The 18,705-nt window shown below is 38.2% G+C and carries 17 protein-coding genes; 2 read left to right on the top strand and 15 right to left on the bottom strand.

What is annotated here, in order from left to right; all coding sequences use genetic code 11:
- Positions 1-2: 2 nt before the first annotated feature.
- The 11 genes from LKW28_RS06930 to gpr all read right to left on the bottom strand — a co-directional run bounded on the left by LKW28_RS06930 (position 3) and on the right by gpr (position 12,836).
- Complete coding sequence (locus LKW28_RS06930) at positions 3-746, bottom strand: 16S rRNA (uracil(1498)-N(3))-methyltransferase (protein ID WP_229139614.1); 744 nt, start codon at positions 744-746, stop codon at positions 3-5.
- Positions 747-759: 13 nt separating this feature from the next.
- Entirely contained in the window at positions 760-1,704 is a 945-nt protein-coding gene (prmA, locus tag LKW28_RS06925; protein WP_229139613.1) for a 50S ribosomal protein L11 methyltransferase, read from the bottom strand.
- A gap of 33 nt (positions 1,705-1,737) precedes the next feature.
- Complete coding sequence (dnaJ, locus tag LKW28_RS06920; protein WP_229139612.1) at positions 1,738-2,859, bottom strand: molecular chaperone DnaJ; 1,122 nt, start codon at positions 2,857-2,859, stop codon at positions 1,738-1,740.
- Positions 2,860-3,014: 155 nt separating this feature from the next.
- The gene (gene dnaK / locus LKW28_RS06915) at positions 3,015-4,844 is read right to left on the bottom strand and encodes a molecular chaperone DnaK (RefSeq protein ID WP_229139611.1); all 1,830 of its coding nucleotides are present in this window, start codon (positions 4,842-4,844) and stop codon (positions 3,015-3,017) included.
- A 27-nt stretch (positions 4,845-4,871) separates the two neighbouring features.
- Positions 4,872-5,468 carry a nucleotide exchange factor GrpE gene (gene grpE, locus LKW28_RS06910; protein WP_229139610.1) on the bottom strand — a complete coding sequence of 199 codons (597 nt, stop codon included), beginning with the start codon at positions 5,466-5,468 and terminating at the stop codon, positions 4,872-4,874.
- Between the two features lie 103 nt (positions 5,469-5,571).
- Positions 5,572-6,603 carry a heat-inducible transcriptional repressor HrcA gene (gene hrcA / locus LKW28_RS06905; protein ID WP_229139609.1) on the bottom strand — a complete coding sequence of 344 codons (1,032 nt, stop codon included), beginning with the start codon at positions 6,601-6,603 and terminating at the stop codon, positions 5,572-5,574.
- Between the two features lie 100 nt (positions 6,604-6,703).
- On the bottom strand, positions 6,704-7,840 hold the full coding sequence (gene hemW / locus LKW28_RS06900) for a radical SAM family heme chaperone HemW (RefSeq protein WP_229139608.1): 1,137 nt from the start codon (positions 7,838-7,840) through the stop codon (positions 6,704-6,706).
- 62 nt (positions 7,841-7,902) lie between these two features.
- Entirely contained in the window at positions 7,903-9,726 is a 1,824-nt protein-coding gene (lepA, locus tag LKW28_RS06895; protein ID WP_229139607.1) for a translation elongation factor 4, read from the bottom strand.
- Between the two features lie 284 nt (positions 9,727-10,010).
- Complete coding sequence (locus LKW28_RS06890) at positions 10,011-10,364, bottom strand: YqxA family protein (protein ID WP_229139606.1); 354 nt, start codon at positions 10,362-10,364, stop codon at positions 10,011-10,013.
- 25 nt (positions 10,365-10,389) lie between these two features.
- Positions 10,390-11,586 (bottom strand): stage II sporulation protein P, encoded by a 1,197-nt coding sequence (gene spoIIP / locus LKW28_RS06885; protein ID WP_229139605.1) that lies wholly within the window; start codon positions 11,584-11,586, stop codon positions 10,390-10,392.
- A gap of 122 nt (positions 11,587-11,708) precedes the next feature.
- A complete protein-coding gene (gpr, locus tag LKW28_RS06880) occupies positions 11,709-12,836 on the bottom strand; it encodes a GPR endopeptidase (protein ID WP_229139604.1) in 1,128 nt (375 codons plus the stop codon).
- A 245-nt stretch (positions 12,837-13,081) separates the two neighbouring features.
- Here gpr and rpsT point away from each other — a divergent pair, with 245 nt between their 5' ends.
- The gene (rpsT, locus tag LKW28_RS06875) at positions 13,082-13,348 is read left to right on the top strand and encodes a 30S ribosomal protein S20 (RefSeq protein WP_229139603.1); all 267 of its coding nucleotides are present in this window, start codon (positions 13,082-13,084) and stop codon (positions 13,346-13,348) included.
- A 99-nt stretch (positions 13,349-13,447) separates the two neighbouring features.
- Here rpsT and holA read toward each other — a convergent pair whose 3' ends face one another.
- On the bottom strand, positions 13,448-14,464 hold the full coding sequence (gene holA, locus LKW28_RS06870; RefSeq protein ID WP_229139602.1) for a DNA polymerase III subunit delta: 1,017 nt from the start codon (positions 14,462-14,464) through the stop codon (positions 13,448-13,450).
- A gap of 404 nt (positions 14,465-14,868) precedes the next feature.
- Here holA and LKW28_RS06865 point away from each other — a divergent pair, with 404 nt between their 5' ends.
- Positions 14,869-15,003, top strand: a complete 135-nt coding sequence (locus LKW28_RS06865; protein ID WP_116351544.1) for a YqzM family protein — start codon at positions 14,869-14,871, stop codon at positions 15,001-15,003.
- A 79-nt stretch (positions 15,004-15,082) separates the two neighbouring features.
- Here LKW28_RS06865 and LKW28_RS06860 read toward each other — a convergent pair whose 3' ends face one another.
- From LKW28_RS06860 to LKW28_RS06850, 3 genes are all read right to left on the bottom strand, one after another.
- Positions 15,083-17,452: a DNA internalization-related competence protein ComEC/Rec2 gene (locus tag LKW28_RS06860; RefSeq protein ID WP_229139601.1), complete on the bottom strand. Its 2,370-nt coding sequence runs from the start codon at positions 17,450-17,452 to the stop codon at positions 15,083-15,085.
- Positions 17,415-17,984: a ComE operon protein 2 gene (locus LKW28_RS06855; protein ID WP_229139600.1), complete on the bottom strand. Its 570-nt coding sequence runs from the start codon at positions 17,982-17,984 to the stop codon at positions 17,415-17,417. The genes LKW28_RS06860 and LKW28_RS06855 overlap by 38 nt, the downstream gene beginning before the upstream one ends.
- Before the next feature lie 91 nt (positions 17,985-18,075).
- A complete protein-coding gene (locus tag LKW28_RS06850; RefSeq protein WP_229139599.1) occupies positions 18,076-18,681 on the bottom strand; it encodes a helix-hairpin-helix domain-containing protein in 606 nt (201 codons plus the stop codon).
- Positions 18,682-18,705 lie beyond the last annotated feature (24 nt).

Raw genomic sequence — 18,705 nt, 5'->3', positions numbered from 1 at the left:
CGTCACCTCGCTAATTCAAAATAATATGATACAGCTGATAAAACATATAATGGTGCTGTCTCAGTGCGTAATATTCTTGGACCAAAACTGCAGGAAATAAATTCATTCGCTATTAAGGTCGAAACCTCTTTTTCCGTTAGACCACCTTCGGGTCCAATCACAACCAATAGGGAGTCTCCCTGTTTTAATTGGGAAAAAACACGAGAGAGATTTGAGCTTTCACCGCGTTTTGCATCCTCTTCATATGCTACGACTTTATAAGTATAGGACTCTTTAAGAGATAGTAGCTCTTTAAATGTCAAAGGTGTACGGACATCGGGAACGATTCCACGGTGTGATTGCTCTGCTGCTTCCTTTGCAATTTTACCCCAGCGTTCCACTTTTTTCTGTCCTTTTTTTTCATCCCATTTGACAATTGAACGAGTCGCAACAAAAGGGACAAACTCAGATGCCCCAAGCTCCGTCCCTTTTTGGATTACATATTCAAGCTTGTCCCCTTTTGGCAATCCGCTTGCAATACATACCTTTATGGGGAGCTCATTCGAGTTCTCTACCCATTCTACAACATTTGCCAAAACCGTATCATTGGTAATTTCAGTAATCGCACATAGTGCTACTTTTCCATTATAGCAACAAAAAATGGAATCTCCAACTGACATTCTCATGACACGTGTAATATGGTGAACATCTTCACCCAAAATTGTGGCCTCAGTTTTGCTCATTTGGTCGACAAAATATCGTTGCATTTAATTTTCCACCCTACATGCTTTTCTTTCTAGCAATCATGGATACCCAATCTTCCATCACAAGTACTTCTTCAATAACAAAACCAGAAGCTAGAAGACTATCCTTTACTTCTTGTTTTTTCGTATTAATAATACCAGAAACAATAAATGCTCCATTTGGTTTTAGGATTTTTGCCGCGTCGTCTGTAAAACGGACAATAATTTCAGCAAGGATATTTGCTACAATGAGATCCACTGGTCCGTCGATATTCTCAAGAAGATTATTTTGAGAGACCGTAACTTGATCATGCACCTTGTTTAATTTTATATTGAGTTTTGCACTTTCAACGGCTACTATGTCTAAATCAAGGGCTTTGATGGGGTCTGCACCAAGCATTGCAGCAGCAATACTTAAGACACCAGATCCTGTACCAACATCGATTATGGTATCCCCCGATTTAACGGTACGTTCTAGTGCTTGAATACTCATCACAGTTGTAGGATGAGTACCCGTTCCAAAAGCCATTCCTGGATCCAGTTCAATGATTAATTCATCACTATTGACAGGTTCATACATTTCCCATGTCGGGACGATGGTAAATTTTTCTGAGATTTTAACAGGGTGATAATACTTCTTCCAAGCCGTAGCCCATTCTTCTTCATGGACTTCACTAATCGTAATTTTATTATGACCCAAATCAATATCAAAACGCAAAAGATTGTTAATCGCCTCTTTAATTTCATCGACGGTTTCACCTAAAAAGCTATTAACAGGAAGGTAGGCTTTCACGATAACACCTTCATCAGGGTAATCATCAGGATTAAGTTGGTAGATCTCACCAAACACATTTTCTCTTTCCTTTGTTAGGTCGAATGGATCTTCAATAACCACTCCACTTGCTCCTGCTTCATGAAGGATATTTGATACTGGCTCCACCGCCTCTTGTGTTGTGTGAATGCTAATTTCAGACCATTTCATTACTACCAACTCCAATCCAAATTCTATAAATGGTTATTCTCCCTTAAATGCTCGTTTTACTTTTGCGAAAAAATTATCATGTTGTTCGTCAGGTACTCCCGTACCACTAATTTCTGTAAACTCACGAAGCAATTGTTTTTGCTTTTCTGTAAGCTTTGTAGGAGTAATTACACGAACGTGAATATGCTGGTCACCTTGGCCATATCCTCGTACATTCGGTACTCCTTTGCCTCGTAGTCGGAATTTCGTTCCGGTTTGAGTACCCGCAGGAATTTTTAATTTGACCTTTCCATGCAGGGTAGGTACCTCAATTTCATCACCTAAAGCAGCTTGAGAAAAGGTTAATGGCATTTCACAGAAGATATCATCCCCATCACGCTCGAAAAACTCATGAGAACGCACATGGAAAACAACATATAAATCCCCTGGGGGTCCACCATTCACACCTGGTTCACCTTGACCAGATACACGAAGCTGTTGGCCATCGTCAATACCTGCTGGAATTTTGACATGAATTTTTTTGCGTTTATTCACTTTACCAGAGCCGCTGCATGTTGAACATTTTTCTTTAATGAATTTCCCAGTGCCACTACAATGATGGCAAACACGTCTGTTCACAATTCTGCCAAATGCTGTATTTTGTTCAACATTGATTTGACCTGATCCGCCACAGTGTGAACATTCCTGCGGCTTTGTTCCAGGTTTTGCTCCTGAGCCGTGGCAGGTTGAACATTCTTCTTCTCTTGGGATTTCGATGTCTGTTTCTTTACCAAATACAGCCTCTTCAAACTGTAAGGTCATTGTATATTGTAAATCTGCCCCTTGTCTTGGTGCATTCGGGTCTCTTCTTCTTGTTCCGCCACCGAAGATCGAGCTAAAGATATCTTCAAAACCGAAGCCACCGCCAAAATCAGAACCGCCACCAAAACCTTGGTTTGGATCTGTATGACCAAATTGGTCATAATGGGCACGTTTATTGTCGTCTGATAATGCTTCATAAGCTTCTGTAATTTCCTTAAATTTATCAGCAGCATCTGCTTCTTTGTTAATATCGGGGTGATATTTTTTAGATAATTTTCGATATGCCTTTTTTATTTCATCTTTGCTAGCATTTTTCGAAACCCCGAGGACCTCATAAAAATCTCTTTTACTCATTAAATCCACTCCCGCATCATTCACATAAAGAATATTGTATCATTTATTTTTATAAAAAGGCAATAATACGTCCATACATCTATCCTAACAAAAAAAGCCAAAGCCAAGACAGGCCTGACTTCGACTTTTTAAGCTTAACTTCTTCGTTTTTGAATTTATTTATCGTCGTTTACTTCTTCAAATTCAGCATCTACCACATCGTCGTCTTTTTTACCTTGACTCGCACCTTCTGCACCCTGTGCACCTTGCGCTTGTTGTGCTTGCTCATATAGTTTCACTGATAGCTGTTGAACGATTTCTTGTAGGGCATCTTTCTTCGCTTTGATTTCTTCAAGATCGTTTTTCTCGATTGCTTGTTTTAATGCATCTTTAGCTTCATTTGCTTTTTCAACCTCAGCTGCATCTACTTTACCTTCAAGATCTTTAAGTGTTTTTTCAGTTGTGAACACTAATTGATCTGCTTCATTGCGAAGTTCAACTTCTTCTTTACGCTTCTTGTCGGCTTCTGCATTTTCCTCAGCCTCACGTACCATGCGATCTACTTCATCGTCAGATAAGCCTGAAGATGATTGAATTGTAATAGCTTGTTCTTTGTTAGTGCCTAAATCTTTAGCACGAACATTGACAATGCCGTTTTTATCAATATCAAACGTTACTTCAATTTGTGGGACCCCACGTGGTGCTGGTGGAATATCAGTCAATTGGAAGCGACCTAATGTTTTGTTGTCAGCTGCCATTTGACGTTCCCCTTGAAGTACATGGATATCAACAGCTGTTTGATTATCAGCAGCAGTTGAGAACGTTTGGGACTTACTTGTTGGGATCGTTGTATTACGATCAATTAAACGAGTAAATACGCCGCCCATTGTTTCAATACCAAGTGATAGAGGTGTTACGTCTAAAAGAACAACATCTTTAACGTCACCAGTTAAAACTCCACCTTGAATAGCTGCACCCAGGGCAACTACTTCGTCAGGGTTAACACCTTTATGTGGTTCCTTACCAGTTTCTTTCTTAATTGCTTCTTGTACAGCTGGAATACGAGTTGAACCACCAACAAGGATGACCTTGTCGATTTCACTTGCTGAAAGTCCAGCATCTTGAAGGGCACGACGAGTTGGTCCCATTGTACGTTCAACAAGTCCTGCTGAAATCTCATCAAATTTCGCACGAGTTAAGCTTACTTCTAAGTGAAGCGGTCCCGCTTCTCCAGCAGTGATGAATGGAAGAGATATCTGTGTAGATGTTACACCGGATAAGTCTTTCTTCGCTTTTTCAGCAGCATCTTTTAAACGTTGTAATGCCATTTTATCTTTTGAAAGATCAATTCCATTTTCTTTTCTGAATTGCTCTACTAAATAGTCGATAATCACTTGGTCAAAGTCATCTCCGCCAAGGCGATTGTCACCAGCAGTTGAAAGAACTTCGAATACTCCGTCACCTAGTTCAAGGATAGATACGTCGAATGTTCCACCACCAAGGTCATAAACAAGGATTGTTTGGTCTTCATCTGTTTTTTCCAAACCATAAGCTAGAGCAGCTGCAGTTGGCTCATTAATAATACGTTCAACCTCAAGACCAGCGATTCGACCTGCGTCTTTCGTTGCTTGACGTTCAGCATCATTAAAGTATGCTGGAACTGTGATAACAGCTTTTGTTACTGTTTCGCCAAGATATTCTTCCGCATAGGATTTAAAATATTGAAGAAGAATAGCAGATACTTCTTGAGGAGTATATTGCTTACCTTCAACCTCAACCTTATAATCTGTTCCCATATGTCGTTTAATTGACATAATTGTGTTAGGGTTTGTAATCGCTTGACGCTTTGCCACTTCCCCAATTTGTCTTTCACCATTTTTAAATGAAACAACTGATGGAGTTGTGCGGTTACCTTCTGGATTCGGAATAACCTTTGCTTCTCCACCTTCCATTACAGCAACACATGAGTTTGTTGTACCTAAATCTATACCAATGATTTTACTCATGAAAATAACCTCCTATTAACTTTGAAATTACTCGTTTACTTTAACCATTGAAGGACGTAAAACTCTATCTTTCAGTTTATATCCCTTTTGAAACTCTTCTAGAACCACATTAGATTCAGCATCAGGTTCACTTACCTGCATAACCGCTTGATGAACATTTGGATCAAATTGGGCTCCAACTGCTTCGATTGCTTCTACCCCTTCTTTATTTAGGGCCTCCACAATACTGCGGTATACCATTTCTACACCTTGTTTAATTGATTTCGCTTGATCATTTGTTGCTTCAACTTGAAGCGCTCTTTCAAAATTGTCTAGAGCTGGCAATAAATCATTCACAAGGCTTTGTGCTCTATATGTAGCAGCTGTTTCTTGGTCTAAGCGTGCTCGTCTCTTAAAGTTTTCAAAGTCGGCAACCTGACGCAAAATGCGATTTTCTGCCTCTTCTAGCTTAGCCTCGAGTTCTGCAATTTTTTCATTGGCTTTCGAAAGTTCGGCATTCACATCTTTTTCTTGTTCTTCTACTAACTCTGCTTCAGCCTGTTCAATCGTTTCTACCACATCTTGTTCTTCGTTTACGTTGTCTACTTCAATTTCTTCTTTTACTACTTCATTCTCGTTAGCCAATACACTCACCTCCCTTAAAGTGAAAGTTTCTTTTCATAATAACTAGTATATGTATTAGAGGGAAAGGTCACCCTCTTCTAAATATAGCCAGTGCCAAGCACAGCTATTCGATTTGGTACAGTTTTGTCAAGACCTTTGAGAAATCTTGGCTAATATGCTGCAACAAAGTAATCACACGTGAATACTCCATCCTAGTAGGTCCTAAAATGGCGATAGACCCAAGATGTTCATTACCAATGGAATAGGTTGCCGTAATTAAGCTACAATCATTCATTGCAATATTGTTGTTTTCGTGACCGATTTTAATATTAATCCCCGCTTTGTCGGTTCGTAACAGTCTCGAAAATTCATGCTCACTTTCAATCATCGTTAGCAATGAGCGAACCTTGTCAATATCATGGAACTCCGGTTGACTTAACATATTTGTTTTTCCGCCAATAAACATTTTTTCTTCTGTTTTCAGTGAAAGTGTTTTATCCAAAACATTTATGACCTTGTCATAGTTCCGAATATTTGTTTTTAAAAGATAAGCAACCTCTTTATAAATTTTATTTTTCAGATCAGTAAGTGGAACACCAACAAGTCGCTCGTTTAAAATGTTAACCATTTTTTCGATATCGCTTGGGTCAATGGACTCAGGAAATGAAATTGTTCGATTTTCTACATGGCCATTATCCGTTACGATAATTGCAACAGCTGTTTCATTGTTAATTGGAACAATTTGCAGCCTTTTTACTTTATTATCTTTAAAGGCCGGACCTAAAACAATTGAAGTATAGTTTGTTAGTTCAGATAAAATCTGTGCGGATTTTTGAACAATTTTTTCTAGTTCGTAAATCTTCTCCGCAAAAATGGACTTTAACTCCTGTTTTTCCTTTAAAGTTAATCGACCTGGAGATAATAAATGATCTACATAATAACGATAGCCTTGTTCGGATGGAACTCTACCAGATGAGCTGTGAGTTTTCTCAATAAAACCTAGTTCTTCCAGATCTGCCATCTCATTGCGAATAGTTGCTGAGCTGAACACTATCCCATTCTTTTTCGACAATGTTCTTGACCCTACTGGCTGTGCAGATCTAATAAAGTCATCAATTATAACTTGAAGAATCAATAGTTGACGATCTGTTAGCAAGGAACATCACCTCTGTTAGCACTCCTTTATCGCGAGTGCTAATTCTATAATTAAATTACCAAATACATATGCCATTGTCAACGATTAAAACCTATTCACTTTATAGCAAAAATGCCTGAAAAACGTCATTACCTAAAAATTTCCCTTTATGTGTTAACCGAATAAAGTCTTCTGTTTCTTCAAGTAAACCATTTTCTTTTTGTTCCTTAATTTGGCTCGCAAAAACATCAAAAATACTTACTGAAAACTTTTCCTGAAAATGGGCGATGGAAACTCCTTTTGTTTTACGTAAGCCTAAAAAGAGTTCCTCCTCCATTTTTTCTTGTAATGTTACTTTATGCGTTTCAACATGCGGAAAACCGTGTTCGTCAATTGCTGTCATATATTTTTTAATTGGACCGGCATTTGATATTCTTTTTCCCGCCACGTAACTATGGGCACCAGCACCGATTCCGTAATATTCCTCATTGTTCCAATAGGTTAAATTATGAAGGCTTTCAAAACCATCTTTAGAAAAATTGCTGATTTCATATTGATGGAACCCATGCTTCTCCATCTTATCCATTAAAACTTCATACATTTTCGCCTCATTTTCTTGGCTTGGTAAATGAAGCTTTCCTTTTCTCATCAAGTTATAGAACACGGTTTTTGGCTCGATGATGAGAGAATAGGCAGATACATGTTCTACATCAAGGGTGAAAGCTAAATCGAGTGATTCTTGAAAGCTTTCAATTGTTTGATGTGGGAGAGCATACATTAAATCAATGCTAATGTTTTTAAAACCAACCTTTTTCGCCAGTTCAAGAGTGTGAAAAACATCCTCCCGACGATGTGTTCTGCCAATTGTTTTGAGAAGCTCATCATCAAAGGTTTGTACACCAAAGCTGATTCGATTGACACCAGAGTCTAGTAAAACTTTTAATTTATCCTCTGAAAGATCACCAGGATTGGCTTCAAATGTAAATTCTATTTTCTCGCTTCTTGGCTTTAAATATTTATTAATACTAAAAAGGAATGTTTCTAATTGGTTAACGGAAAGGACGGTGGGCGTTCCCCCACCAACAAAAATGGTTTTGAGAATTGATGGCGGATAGGCTTCAATTGTATTTTTCATTTCCGTATCCATGTATTGAAGATACTCATCAACCGGTTGTCCTTTTAGAAATACTTTATTGAAATCACAATAGTGACAAATTTGTTCACAAAAAGGTATATGAAGGTATGCTGCTTGTACCAAAAAAATCACTTCTTTCTACAAAATTGAGAAAAACCGCAGAAAAAGTCTGCGGTATCCCAATATTACTTGTCGTCCATTTTTAATACTGCCATGAATGCTTCTTGAGGTACTTCGACTGAACCAACCTGCTTCATTCGTTTTTTACCTTCTTTTTGTTTTTCAAGAAGCTTACGTTTACGAGAAATGTCACCGCCGTAACATTTTGCTAACACGTTTTTACGGATTGCTTTAATAGTTGAACGTGCGATAATCTTTTGTCCAACCGCCGCCTGAATTGGCACTTCGAATTGCTGTCTTGGAATAAGTTCCTTCAGCTTCTCGACAATGATTTTTCCACGTTCATATGCCGTATCCCTATGAACGATAAACGAAAGTGCGTCAACCTGCTCGGCATTTAATAGAATATCCATCTTCACAAGCTTAGATGGCTTATAGCCAATTAATTCATAGTCAAATGATGCATAACCCTTTGTGCTTGATTTTAGTTGGTCAAAGAAATCATATACAATTTCCGCAAGTGGAATCTGATAAACGATGCTTACGCGTTTTTCATCCAGATATTGCATATCGATAAAAATACCGCGTTTTCCCTGACATAGTTCCATTACAGCACCAACATAATCATTAGGCACCATCATTGTCGCTTTTACATAAGGCTCTTCAATTCTGTCAATTTTTTGCGGGTCTGGCATATCAGATGGATTATCGATTTTCAAATCAGTTCCATCTGTTAGGAATACATCATAAATAACGCTCGGTGCTGTTGTAATTAAATCGATCTTAAATTCCCTTTCAATTCGTTCTTGAATAATTTCCATATGCAATAAGCCTAAGAATCCACAACGGAATCCAAATCCAAGCGCTTGTGATGTTTCCGGTTCAAATTGTAGGGCAGCATCGTTTAATTCAAGCTTTTCCAATGCATCACGTAAATCATTGTATTTTGCCGTATCAATTGGATACAATCCACAGAAAACCATTGGATTTAGGCGTCTGTAACCTGGTAATGGTGTTGTAACACCATTTTTAGCATTTGTAATCGTATCACCAACACGTGTATCCCCAACATGCTTGATTGAAGCCGTTAAAAATCCAACATCTCCAACCGTTAATTCTTCTCGCAATGTTGCACGTGGTGTGAACACACCAGCTTCGATAACCTCGAACTCTTTACCAGTTGACATCATTTTAATTTTGTCTCCAGGTTTAACAGTACCTTCGACGATTCGAATATAGGCAACTACACCGCGATATGGATCATATATGGAATCAAAAATGAGTGCCTGTAATGGCGCTTCAGGGTCACCCTGTGGTGCAGGAACCTTTTCAACTACCTGCTCTAAAATATCTTCAATTCCAATTCCGGCTTTCGCGGATGCAAGAACTGCTTCTGAGGCATCAAGTCCGATCACATCTTCAATTTCTTGTCTCACCCGTTCAGGGTCAGCACTTGGCAAGTCGATTTTATTAATAACAGGTAAAATTTCAAGGTCATTGTCTAAAGCCAGGTACACGTTTGCTAGGGTTTGTGCTTCAATCCCCTGTGCTGCGTCAACAACGAGTACTGCACCCTCACATGCTGCTAAACTGCGTGAAACTTCATATGTAAAGTCAACATGCCCTGGGGTATCAATAAGATGGAAAGTATATTCTTCTCCATCCTTCGCCTTATATTTTAATTGTACCGCATTAAGTTTAATTGTAATGCCACGTTCTCTTTCTAGGTCCATGGAGTCTAGCAATTGCTCTTTCATTTCACGATGGGTTAACGCATTTGTTTTCTCAAGGATGCGGTCAGCCAATGTTGATTTACCATGGTCAATATGAGCAATTATTGAAAAATTTCGGATTCTGGATTGTCTATTACGTCTCTCTTCTTGGTTCATTAAAAATCCTCCTGATACGAAAAGCGCAAGTGCCTTGATCAGCCCCGACAAGCAGAAGAAAAGCCGGCGAGAAGGATGCCTTTTATCCTTCTTGACGGGTTGGCTTATGACCTCGAGGGGCTAGGCGCTGGAGCTGGACAATTGTAAAATAATCGTACAATATCTTATAAAATTTTAGCATACACTAGATTAGATTATACAGAACTCTTGTGCGACATTCAATTAAGAAAAAATCGAATCATAAAAAAGAAAAGAGAGCTTGCTTTTTATTTAGCAAGCTCCCCCTATATTTTATCCAGCAAACTCCCGATTCCGTTTCCAATGGCTACCATGATTTTTTCAAATAGAGCACTAATCCCATTTCCTAGTTTTTCACCTATGCTTGAAAAAAGGTTAAAGGCTTCTACTTCTTCCAATTGTTTTTGTTTTTGTTCTAGGTCATGACTGGTAACCTTTCGACCTAAGACGGATGCTTCAACTTCACCGTTATCATCGGATATATGAAAGGCACCTTGAAGAGAGGGGTCATTATAGCCCCTCATTTTCTTCATACCTTCATTCGCTTGCTGCATACCGATCAGAACTCCTAAAAGGAGAACGGTCACAATCAAGAAACATTTCATCATGAATTTAACCATTGGAATCACCTTCATTTATATCGCATTATTGCTTATTCGTTTCATTCGCGTTTACTTTTTCAGCTTGCCAGTAATATTCTGCTAATACGTCCGCAATGGCTGCTGCCGAACGGCGCAGTTCCTCAAAATTATTATCAACACCGCCAAATTCAATCAGCATCGCATTCTCCGACTTGTCTTGGTTATATACCCCATTATTGCCTTGTCCACCTTGGTCTAATACCCCCCTGCTTAAACCAGGGTATTTTTCTTGTAACTTTTCATGCAATTTTTGAGCCAAGGCTAAGTTTTTTTCAAAATGCGGATTTTCGATTCCCACAATAAAGGCAATCTTGGCATAGGATTTTCCGTTAATTGTAATTGTTGTTACTTCTTTTCGGTGTGAGTCCCGATGTATGTCAATTAAGTAGTTTAAATCAGTATTATTAGCCATTGCACTTGCCACCAGTTCACCCGAGCCTTTATAAGCTGTATAGTAATTGTAGCCTTTTTGCTTTAAATAACTATTCATATTTCGATTGTCTATCTCAGTTCCAATTCCTCGTGCCTCTAGTTCTTGTTTCAGCATTTCCCCCACTTTCGTTACATTCACTTCAGGATGTGAAGCATTATTCGCATTCGAGGTATCCACCCCTTTTAAATGCGGAAAGTAGGCTTCCCATGAATGTGAGTGATAAATATAGGCAACTTTTTTATCACCGGTCGTCATCGTTGGGGGAGGTACAGGTCCAGAAGGCTTCTCAGCCTGTTCAACATTTTGAGTGGCCACCTGTCTTTCATCTAATAAAACATCCAAAGGCGGTGGAGATTCTATTGGCATATTAGTATAGTTTGTTCCCTCACCCGCTACTAGAATTTTGCCATCAAATAGAGAGAAGCCAGGCAGTTCTCTGCCTAAAAAGCTCCGTGGGTCATCCAATGTAAGGTTAGTTGCTACTTTAAATACAGCCCCCAGGTAGTCTGGCTTCGTTGTAGATTCAGGCAATCCCTGAACGAAATAATGATTTTCATATCCCAATAAATGAACAAGAGCCTCTCCTGAAAGATTTGTTGCCACATTACTAATAGAAGAAGAACTTATTCTATACTCTGGTTTAAGAGAGACAATCGCTCCCGTAATCGTAAACAATAAGATAAAACTAAAAATGAGGAATAGAATCCCTTTCACGATGCTAGTTCCTTGAATTGAGATCATCATTCCCTGAGCCCGAAAACTCTTCATATTCTACCTCCTCAATGTTTGTCTATCATATTGATATGAACAAACATCAATTAGTAGAACTGAATTGCTAGAATCTGCCTCATTTTTTATTGTCTAGTTCCAGGGGCCATGCACATTTCTTTTTAATGCGTATAAGCTCCTGAATTATCCTGACCAATTTCACCATGCAATGCTGTATTAAGGCCTCCGGCTATAACATTTGCCATATCTTCAATAAAGACGTCCACTTCTTTTGGGGTCACCATTAAGTTATGGCCAAGCGGTGCCAACACTTCATGAATGAGCTTTCTTTTCTCATCATCTGGCAGTGTTCCAACAATTCCTAGGAAGGTATTTCGTTCCTTTTCACCAGGCAGATCATCTTCTGTTAAAACTTTCTTTTCTCCAAAGCTCATACCCGCAGGAACTAGAGCTCGTGAAGGTTTATCTCCTTCCTTCAATTCTCTACCAAAATGCTTTAAGATAAAATCAATTGCATCACTTGTAATCGAAACAGCATCGACTACGGTTGGTATTCCGATGGCGATTACGGGAATCCCCAAACTCTCTTTACTCAATTCTTTTCGCTTGTTCCCCACTCCAGAACCCGGATGGATTCCTGTGTCAGAAATTTGTATTGTTGAATTCACCCGCTCTACTGAACGTGCTGCCAGTGCATCAATGGCAATAATGAAATCAGGCTTTGATTTTTCGATCACCCCATAGATAATATCACTGGTCTCAATTCCCGTTAAACCCATCACCCCAGGTGCAATCGCACTTACAGAACGAAAACCATCCTGGACATTTTCTGGCTGAAGTTGAAAGAGATGTCTAGTAATGACCAAGTTTTCAACTGCCATTGGTCCAAGCGCATCTGGTGTGACATTCCAATTTCCTAACCCCACAACTAAGCAGCTTGCATCCTTTCCTATATTCAGATTTGAAAGGAAATGACTGAACTCTCTCGCAAATACACTTTGTACCTTTTGTTGAAGCTCTGAATCCTTTTGGCGAATCCCCTGTACTTCTAATGTTAAATAGTTGCCTTTTTTCTTACCGATTGCATTTGCACCTTCATCGGTAATTTCAACAGTTGAAATGGTAATGCCATCCTCTTGTCTTTCTTTTATGATGACTCCCTCTATTTCTGATACAGGCTGTTGGTCTTCTTTTAAGGTTTTATTTCGTTCTTCTACGGCCATTGCGCTTGCTTCAAGGGCTAAGTCAGTTCGAACTGAATATTTTGTTAAATCTAGTTGTTCTCCCATTCCAAAAACCTCCATTTTTCACATAGTATGTATAGCTTTACCCCTAGAAATGCGGTTCATGCAATTTTTATCTTATGGAAAATAGATTGGTATTGCATTATCACAGTCAATTTGATAGAATAACTTTTGTTGTAACATCAGAGTATCAAAGACTGTATTCTGATCATTTGGCGGTGGAAAGAGGATTTCTTCTGCGTAAATGATTGAACGTGTAGATCATCTTGATATTCGCAGGAGGTGAAAGTATGCCAAATATTAAATCAGCTATCAAACGAGTAAAAACTAATGATGAAAGCCGTGCTCAAAACGCAACTGTAAAGTCTGCAATGCGTACTGCTGTTAAAAACTTTGAAGCTTTAGTTGCTAATAACGACGCTGACAATGCAAAAGCAGCATTTGTTACTGCTTCTAGCAAACTTGACAAAGCAGCTCGTAAAGGTCTTATCCATAAAAATGTTGCTGACCGTCAAAAATCTCGTCTAGCTAAAAAACTTAACGAAGTTAACGCATAATACCGAATAGCACAGACGCAGACAATAAATAAACGACTCGAATTGAGTCGTTTTTTTTATTTGGCATTGTCTAGCTCCAGCGCATTCCGCTTTTCTATATTATTTAGCCAATTTCATAATAAATAATTCCAATATCAATTTCTTATCCATTTTACCGTTTTTCATTTCATAATCCGCTTCAGCAAGCTGGTTCATAATTTTTAGCAGCTCTTCTTGTGAAAATAAATTAGATTGTCCACCAGCTAACTTGACACGAAATGGGTGAACCTTCAAATTTCCCGCAATCTGTTGTTGTCCATACCCTTGTCTAGAAAGCTCCTTTACCTGAAAAATTAACCTAAACTGAGTCGCGAGCAAGGATAAAATTTTTATCGGCTCCTCTTTATTCTGCAGAAGGTCGTAAAAGATACGTAATGCCTCATCAAGTTTACGATTAACTACTTTATCAATAAGGGAAAAAATATTTTGTTCCAAGGATCGTGGTACAAGCAAATGAACCGTTTCCTCGGTAATTTCTCCATTTGCCCCCAGGTATAAACACATTTTATCCATTTCTTGTGTAATATTCATGAGATTCGTCCCTGCTACGTGTAAAAGTTCCTGAATGGCAGGAGGGCGAATTGTGACCTCATGCTGAGTTGCCCGATCAGTGATCCAGCTATGTAAATCCTTTTCGGATAATGTATTAACAGTCAGTACTTCCGCATTCGCTTTTAGAAGCTTGACGATTTTTTTTCGCTCATCTAATTTTTCATAGGGTGCTGTAAATACAAGAATCGTAAAAGGAGCAGGACTTTTCAAATAAAGCTCAAGGACCGATACATTATGTTCAACCTTGTCCTTATTTTTCTCAGACGTTAAAAACGAAGGATTTTGTAAAATAACTAGCCTTCTTTCTCCCATAAAAGGAAGTGTTTCCGCATCAGCTAAAGCTATTTCAACTGGCGTTTCCTCTAAATCAAACACCGATAAATTAAAATCCTTTTCTTCCTCCTTAATGCTATATTCAATAAGCAGATCCTTTGTTTCTTGGATTAAAAAATTTTCCGATCCATGTAATAAATAGACAGGTGCCAATTGTTTTTTCTTAATTTTTTTCCAAAGCTCTAAATTCATTCATATTCCTCTCCACTGTATGCCTTCATCTACCTATTTCATCGTATAGGGAATTTGGGTATTTTTCAATAGATAGATAAAACAGTAAAGGGAATTGGTCTTTGCCAATTCCCAATCTATATGAAACATTACCAAACAAGCCCCGGGAATCTTGCCTGGTAATGATAATTTTTGATCAGATCATTACGGCGATGTTGGCTTATGTACTATTAAGATTTACGTTGTTTTTTTGAACTATTTGTGACAAGTGTTGTCAATAAATGAAGAGTATTGGATAATAGGGAAAAAAGGATTTTTCTTACACTCCGCTTTCTATTTTTGTAAAACAAATCCAACTTTTTAAAGGAAATATAGATTTTTTTGGGTAGTTAGGCTATACTATAACTGTTTAGGAGGGGTTAGGCGTGAACGAATTTGAAAAAAATATTAAAAACACACGAAATGACGTTGTAGATGCTGGGGTAGCATTTGTTGTATCATTTGGCTTCTTCGCTACAATTTTCATTATCGCAACTTTAATTAAGGTTATCGGAGCTTAATACCGACAGAATACATACTGTCAAACACAGGGACTGCCTTTACGCGGCAGTCTCTTTTCGTACTCTGCTCTACATTATCTTATGGAATTGTGCGCATAAAGGTTCCTGAATTTTTAAAATATCGATATTGAATGGCGCCATCCGAATCTGTTCGATAAACCTTTATATTTTCCTCTTTAAAACGATTTAAAACGTCTGGATGCGGGTGATTAAATTGATTGTTTACCCCCACTGGGATTAAGGCAATTTTAGGATTTAAAGACTTTACAAACGCCTTCGTTGAAGATGTTTGGCTTCCGTGATGACCAACTTTTAACACATCTACCCTTAAATTTTGATAATTTTTGATGAGACCCTGCTCCACATCTTTTTCAATATCCCCTGTAAATAACCACTTAAGACCACCAAGCTTTGTATAAATGACAATGGAATTATTATTTTCTTTCATTTCATTTCCTTTTGGGGCAAGGATATAAAAAGTGTTTTTACCGTCCTTCCATTTATGTCCGCGTTCTACTGAATGAATAGGAATTCCTTTTAATACAGCGGCTTGTTTCAACTCTTCTTCCTGACTAGTATCCTGTTTGTTTTTTCCTAAGACAATTTCCTTTATTTTTATTTTTTCAACTAAATCTTTTGCACCGCCGATATGATCTTGGTCACCATGTGTAATGATAAGCTTATCCAGGCAGCGTACACCTTTTGATTTTAAGAAGGGAATAATGATATCAGCAGTCGAAAATTCCCTTCTTTTTTTCCTCCATGGTTCCTGTTCAAATTGAATCGCTCCCCCTGTATCAATTAAATAGACCCCTTTTCGAAATGGGAGTTCAATATAAATACTATCCCCTTGCCCGACATCAATCATTGTAACTTCACCATATGGGTTCAAATATGGCATGACTAGATGAAGGATTAAAACCCCTATTGGGGCAAGAAGTGACCATTGAATAATTCTTTTCTTTCTCTCCCAACAAATTAAAAAATAGAAAACGGAGGCACAATAAAGGAGCAGTAAAACTAACCCAGGTTTTCCTAGTGTTAACATAGAGAATGAAAATTGTGAGACCCAAACGGTGGCTTGATTTACGATTTCAAGCATCCAAGAAAGAATAATTGCAAATAATTGCCCTACCGGTTCAAATATTCCTAATAAAACCACAGTAAATAACACGAAGGGTAAAATTATCACAGAATATAATGGAACATAAAGCATATTTAACGGCAGGCTCAACAATGAAAACTCAAAAAAGTGAAATAGTAAAATGGGCAACGAGGCAATTTGCGATAAAAACGAGACCGCAAATAAGGAAGTAAACGTATTGGGATAGTGTTTAAAAATGGCTCTTGAGGATAAAATCAAAGATGCACTAACCATGAAGGATAATTGAAAGCCGATATTTACTAAATAGTACGGATTAATCGCAAGCATGCAAATGCAAACAAAACTAATCACATCTAGCATACTGCTCTTTTTCCACCACATGATGGTCGCTAGCATCAGCAAACACATCAGCACAGAGCGAATAACTGAAGGAGATCCACCTGCAATCACGATATAGGCAGGCAATAAACATAGGAGAAGAATGGAAGCTGACTCCCGCGTCACTCCAAATCGAATACATAAAAAATAAAACATCCCTGTCATCAGACTTACATGGAGTCCAGATATCGCTAATAGATGAATTAAACCTAGTGATTGATAGGAATTTACGATATCGTTCTCTATATTTGTTCTTTCTCCATATATTAAGGCTTGGATAATCCCCGCTGTTGACCCTTCAAAATGTGTATCAATTTGATGAATTCCAGCTTCACGAGTTTCTAGCAGCCAACGACCCATTGACCACTTTTCCTGGGAAGAACATGTTTCGGGAGTTAGCGCATTTGTCTCAAAGATCCAATGGATTTTTTGAGAATGTAAATATTTCTGATAATCAAATGAATGTGGGTTTCTTGAAACTTGAGGTTTTTTTGGAGATCCATTAAAGGTACACACCAAGCCCATTTGGACTGATTGGCTAAGTCGATACTTTTCATCTTCTGTTTCAATATAATATACCAGGAGGAGCTTTTCTTTTTCCGATGTTTTTACAATGACGGAGAGTTTATCCCCATTGATATCCGGAGACTCAATGATTTCAGCATTAATTGTCGTAGTTACAGATGTCAGATTTGTTTGATTCATAGAATCAACATAGATGAAAATACACATGAAGGAAAATAGAGTGAAAATACTGAGGATAATAAGAGAGAAATGGTGGCGAAAGATGATAAAACCTAATAAGAGCAGAGTAAGAAGAATGCTAAACCAAGAAAAGGAAGTATAAGGGATTGCTATTCCCAATATTGAAAAGAAAGCGAAATAGACAAGCTTCCCTCTGACGTATTCCCCATACTTCCTGATTGCATTAACCGATATTTGAAAAAAGTGTGGCAGCTTGTTCATGCAATTCCTTTATCTCTTTATCTTCCGCACCTGAATCCGTTAATTTCTCAATTAATTCATTTACAAATGATAATTTCTCTCTTGATTTTAAGTCAATCACCATTTCATGAAGTGGAACCTTTTCAACTCTTACACCCGATTTTTCAAACAATTCGATAGCATAAGGATGGTTCTTATAATCCTCTGCATAATATACAACTTTGATTCCTGCCTGGATAACAGCTTTTGTACACTGGAGGCATGGAAAATGTGTGACATAGATTTCCGCATTTTCTGTTGGAACTCCGAACTTCGCACACTGTAATAACGCATTCATTTCAGCATGTACAGTTCTTATGCAATGATTGTCCACAACATAACAGCCCTCATCTATACAATGTGTTCCTCCTGAAACGGAACCATTATATCCCCCTGCAATAATCCGCTTATCTCGAACAATTGTTGCTCCAACCGTTAATCGTGTACATGTACTTCTTAATGCTAGTAAATGGCTTTGAGCCATAAAATATTGATCCCATTTGATTCGATTCAAAACTTCCCCACCCCTTCAACAAAATCCTACAATTATTTTATCGGTTATCCGCATATTTCGTCAAATCATATTCAGCAGCTGCTAAATATAGTTAATTTAATTTAATCTGGTCCTTAATCTTTTCAAAGGATTTTTCTCCAATTCCACTTACTTCAAGCAGGTCCTCAAGTTGCTTAAAAGGCCCATGTTCTTCCCGATAAGAAATGATCGCTGCTGCCTTGGATGGCCCAATGCCTGATAACGTTTCAAGTTCTGCTTGTGTCCCTTTATTAAGTGAGACTTTACCTTCGTCCTTTTGTGAATGACCGCTTGTACCGATTGTAATCTCCTCACCAATACGTGGCACATAGATGACCATTTCGTCCTGTACCCGCTCGGCTAAATTTACTTGGACATGTTCCGCTTCCTCAGTAAAGCCTCCAGCCATTAGAACGACATCCTTAACTCTCATCCCCTCTTGGACCTCAAACACACCCTCATTATGTACTGCACCCTTTATATCCACAAGTATGACCTTAACTTCTTCTTCCACAACAGGGACATCTTCAATTACCGGTTCAAGTAGCAATTCCTCTTCTTCAATGTTAGGTTCAGCATTTGTTTCTCTGCCGAAAATAAAATAGAAAACAACGAAGATAATAAGACAAATTCCACAGATTATGACTAATAATTTTATTCTATTATCTTTAATACTCATGATTAACCGCCCTTTCTTCTTAGC

This window comes from Bacillus sp. REN16 (assembly GCF_020731355.1).
Lineage (GTDB): Bacteria > Bacillota > Bacilli > Bacillales > Bacillaceae_L > Ferdinandcohnia.
The sequence above is the reverse complement of the archived record's forward strand: the minus strand, read 5'-3'. Positions and strand labels throughout refer to the sequence as shown.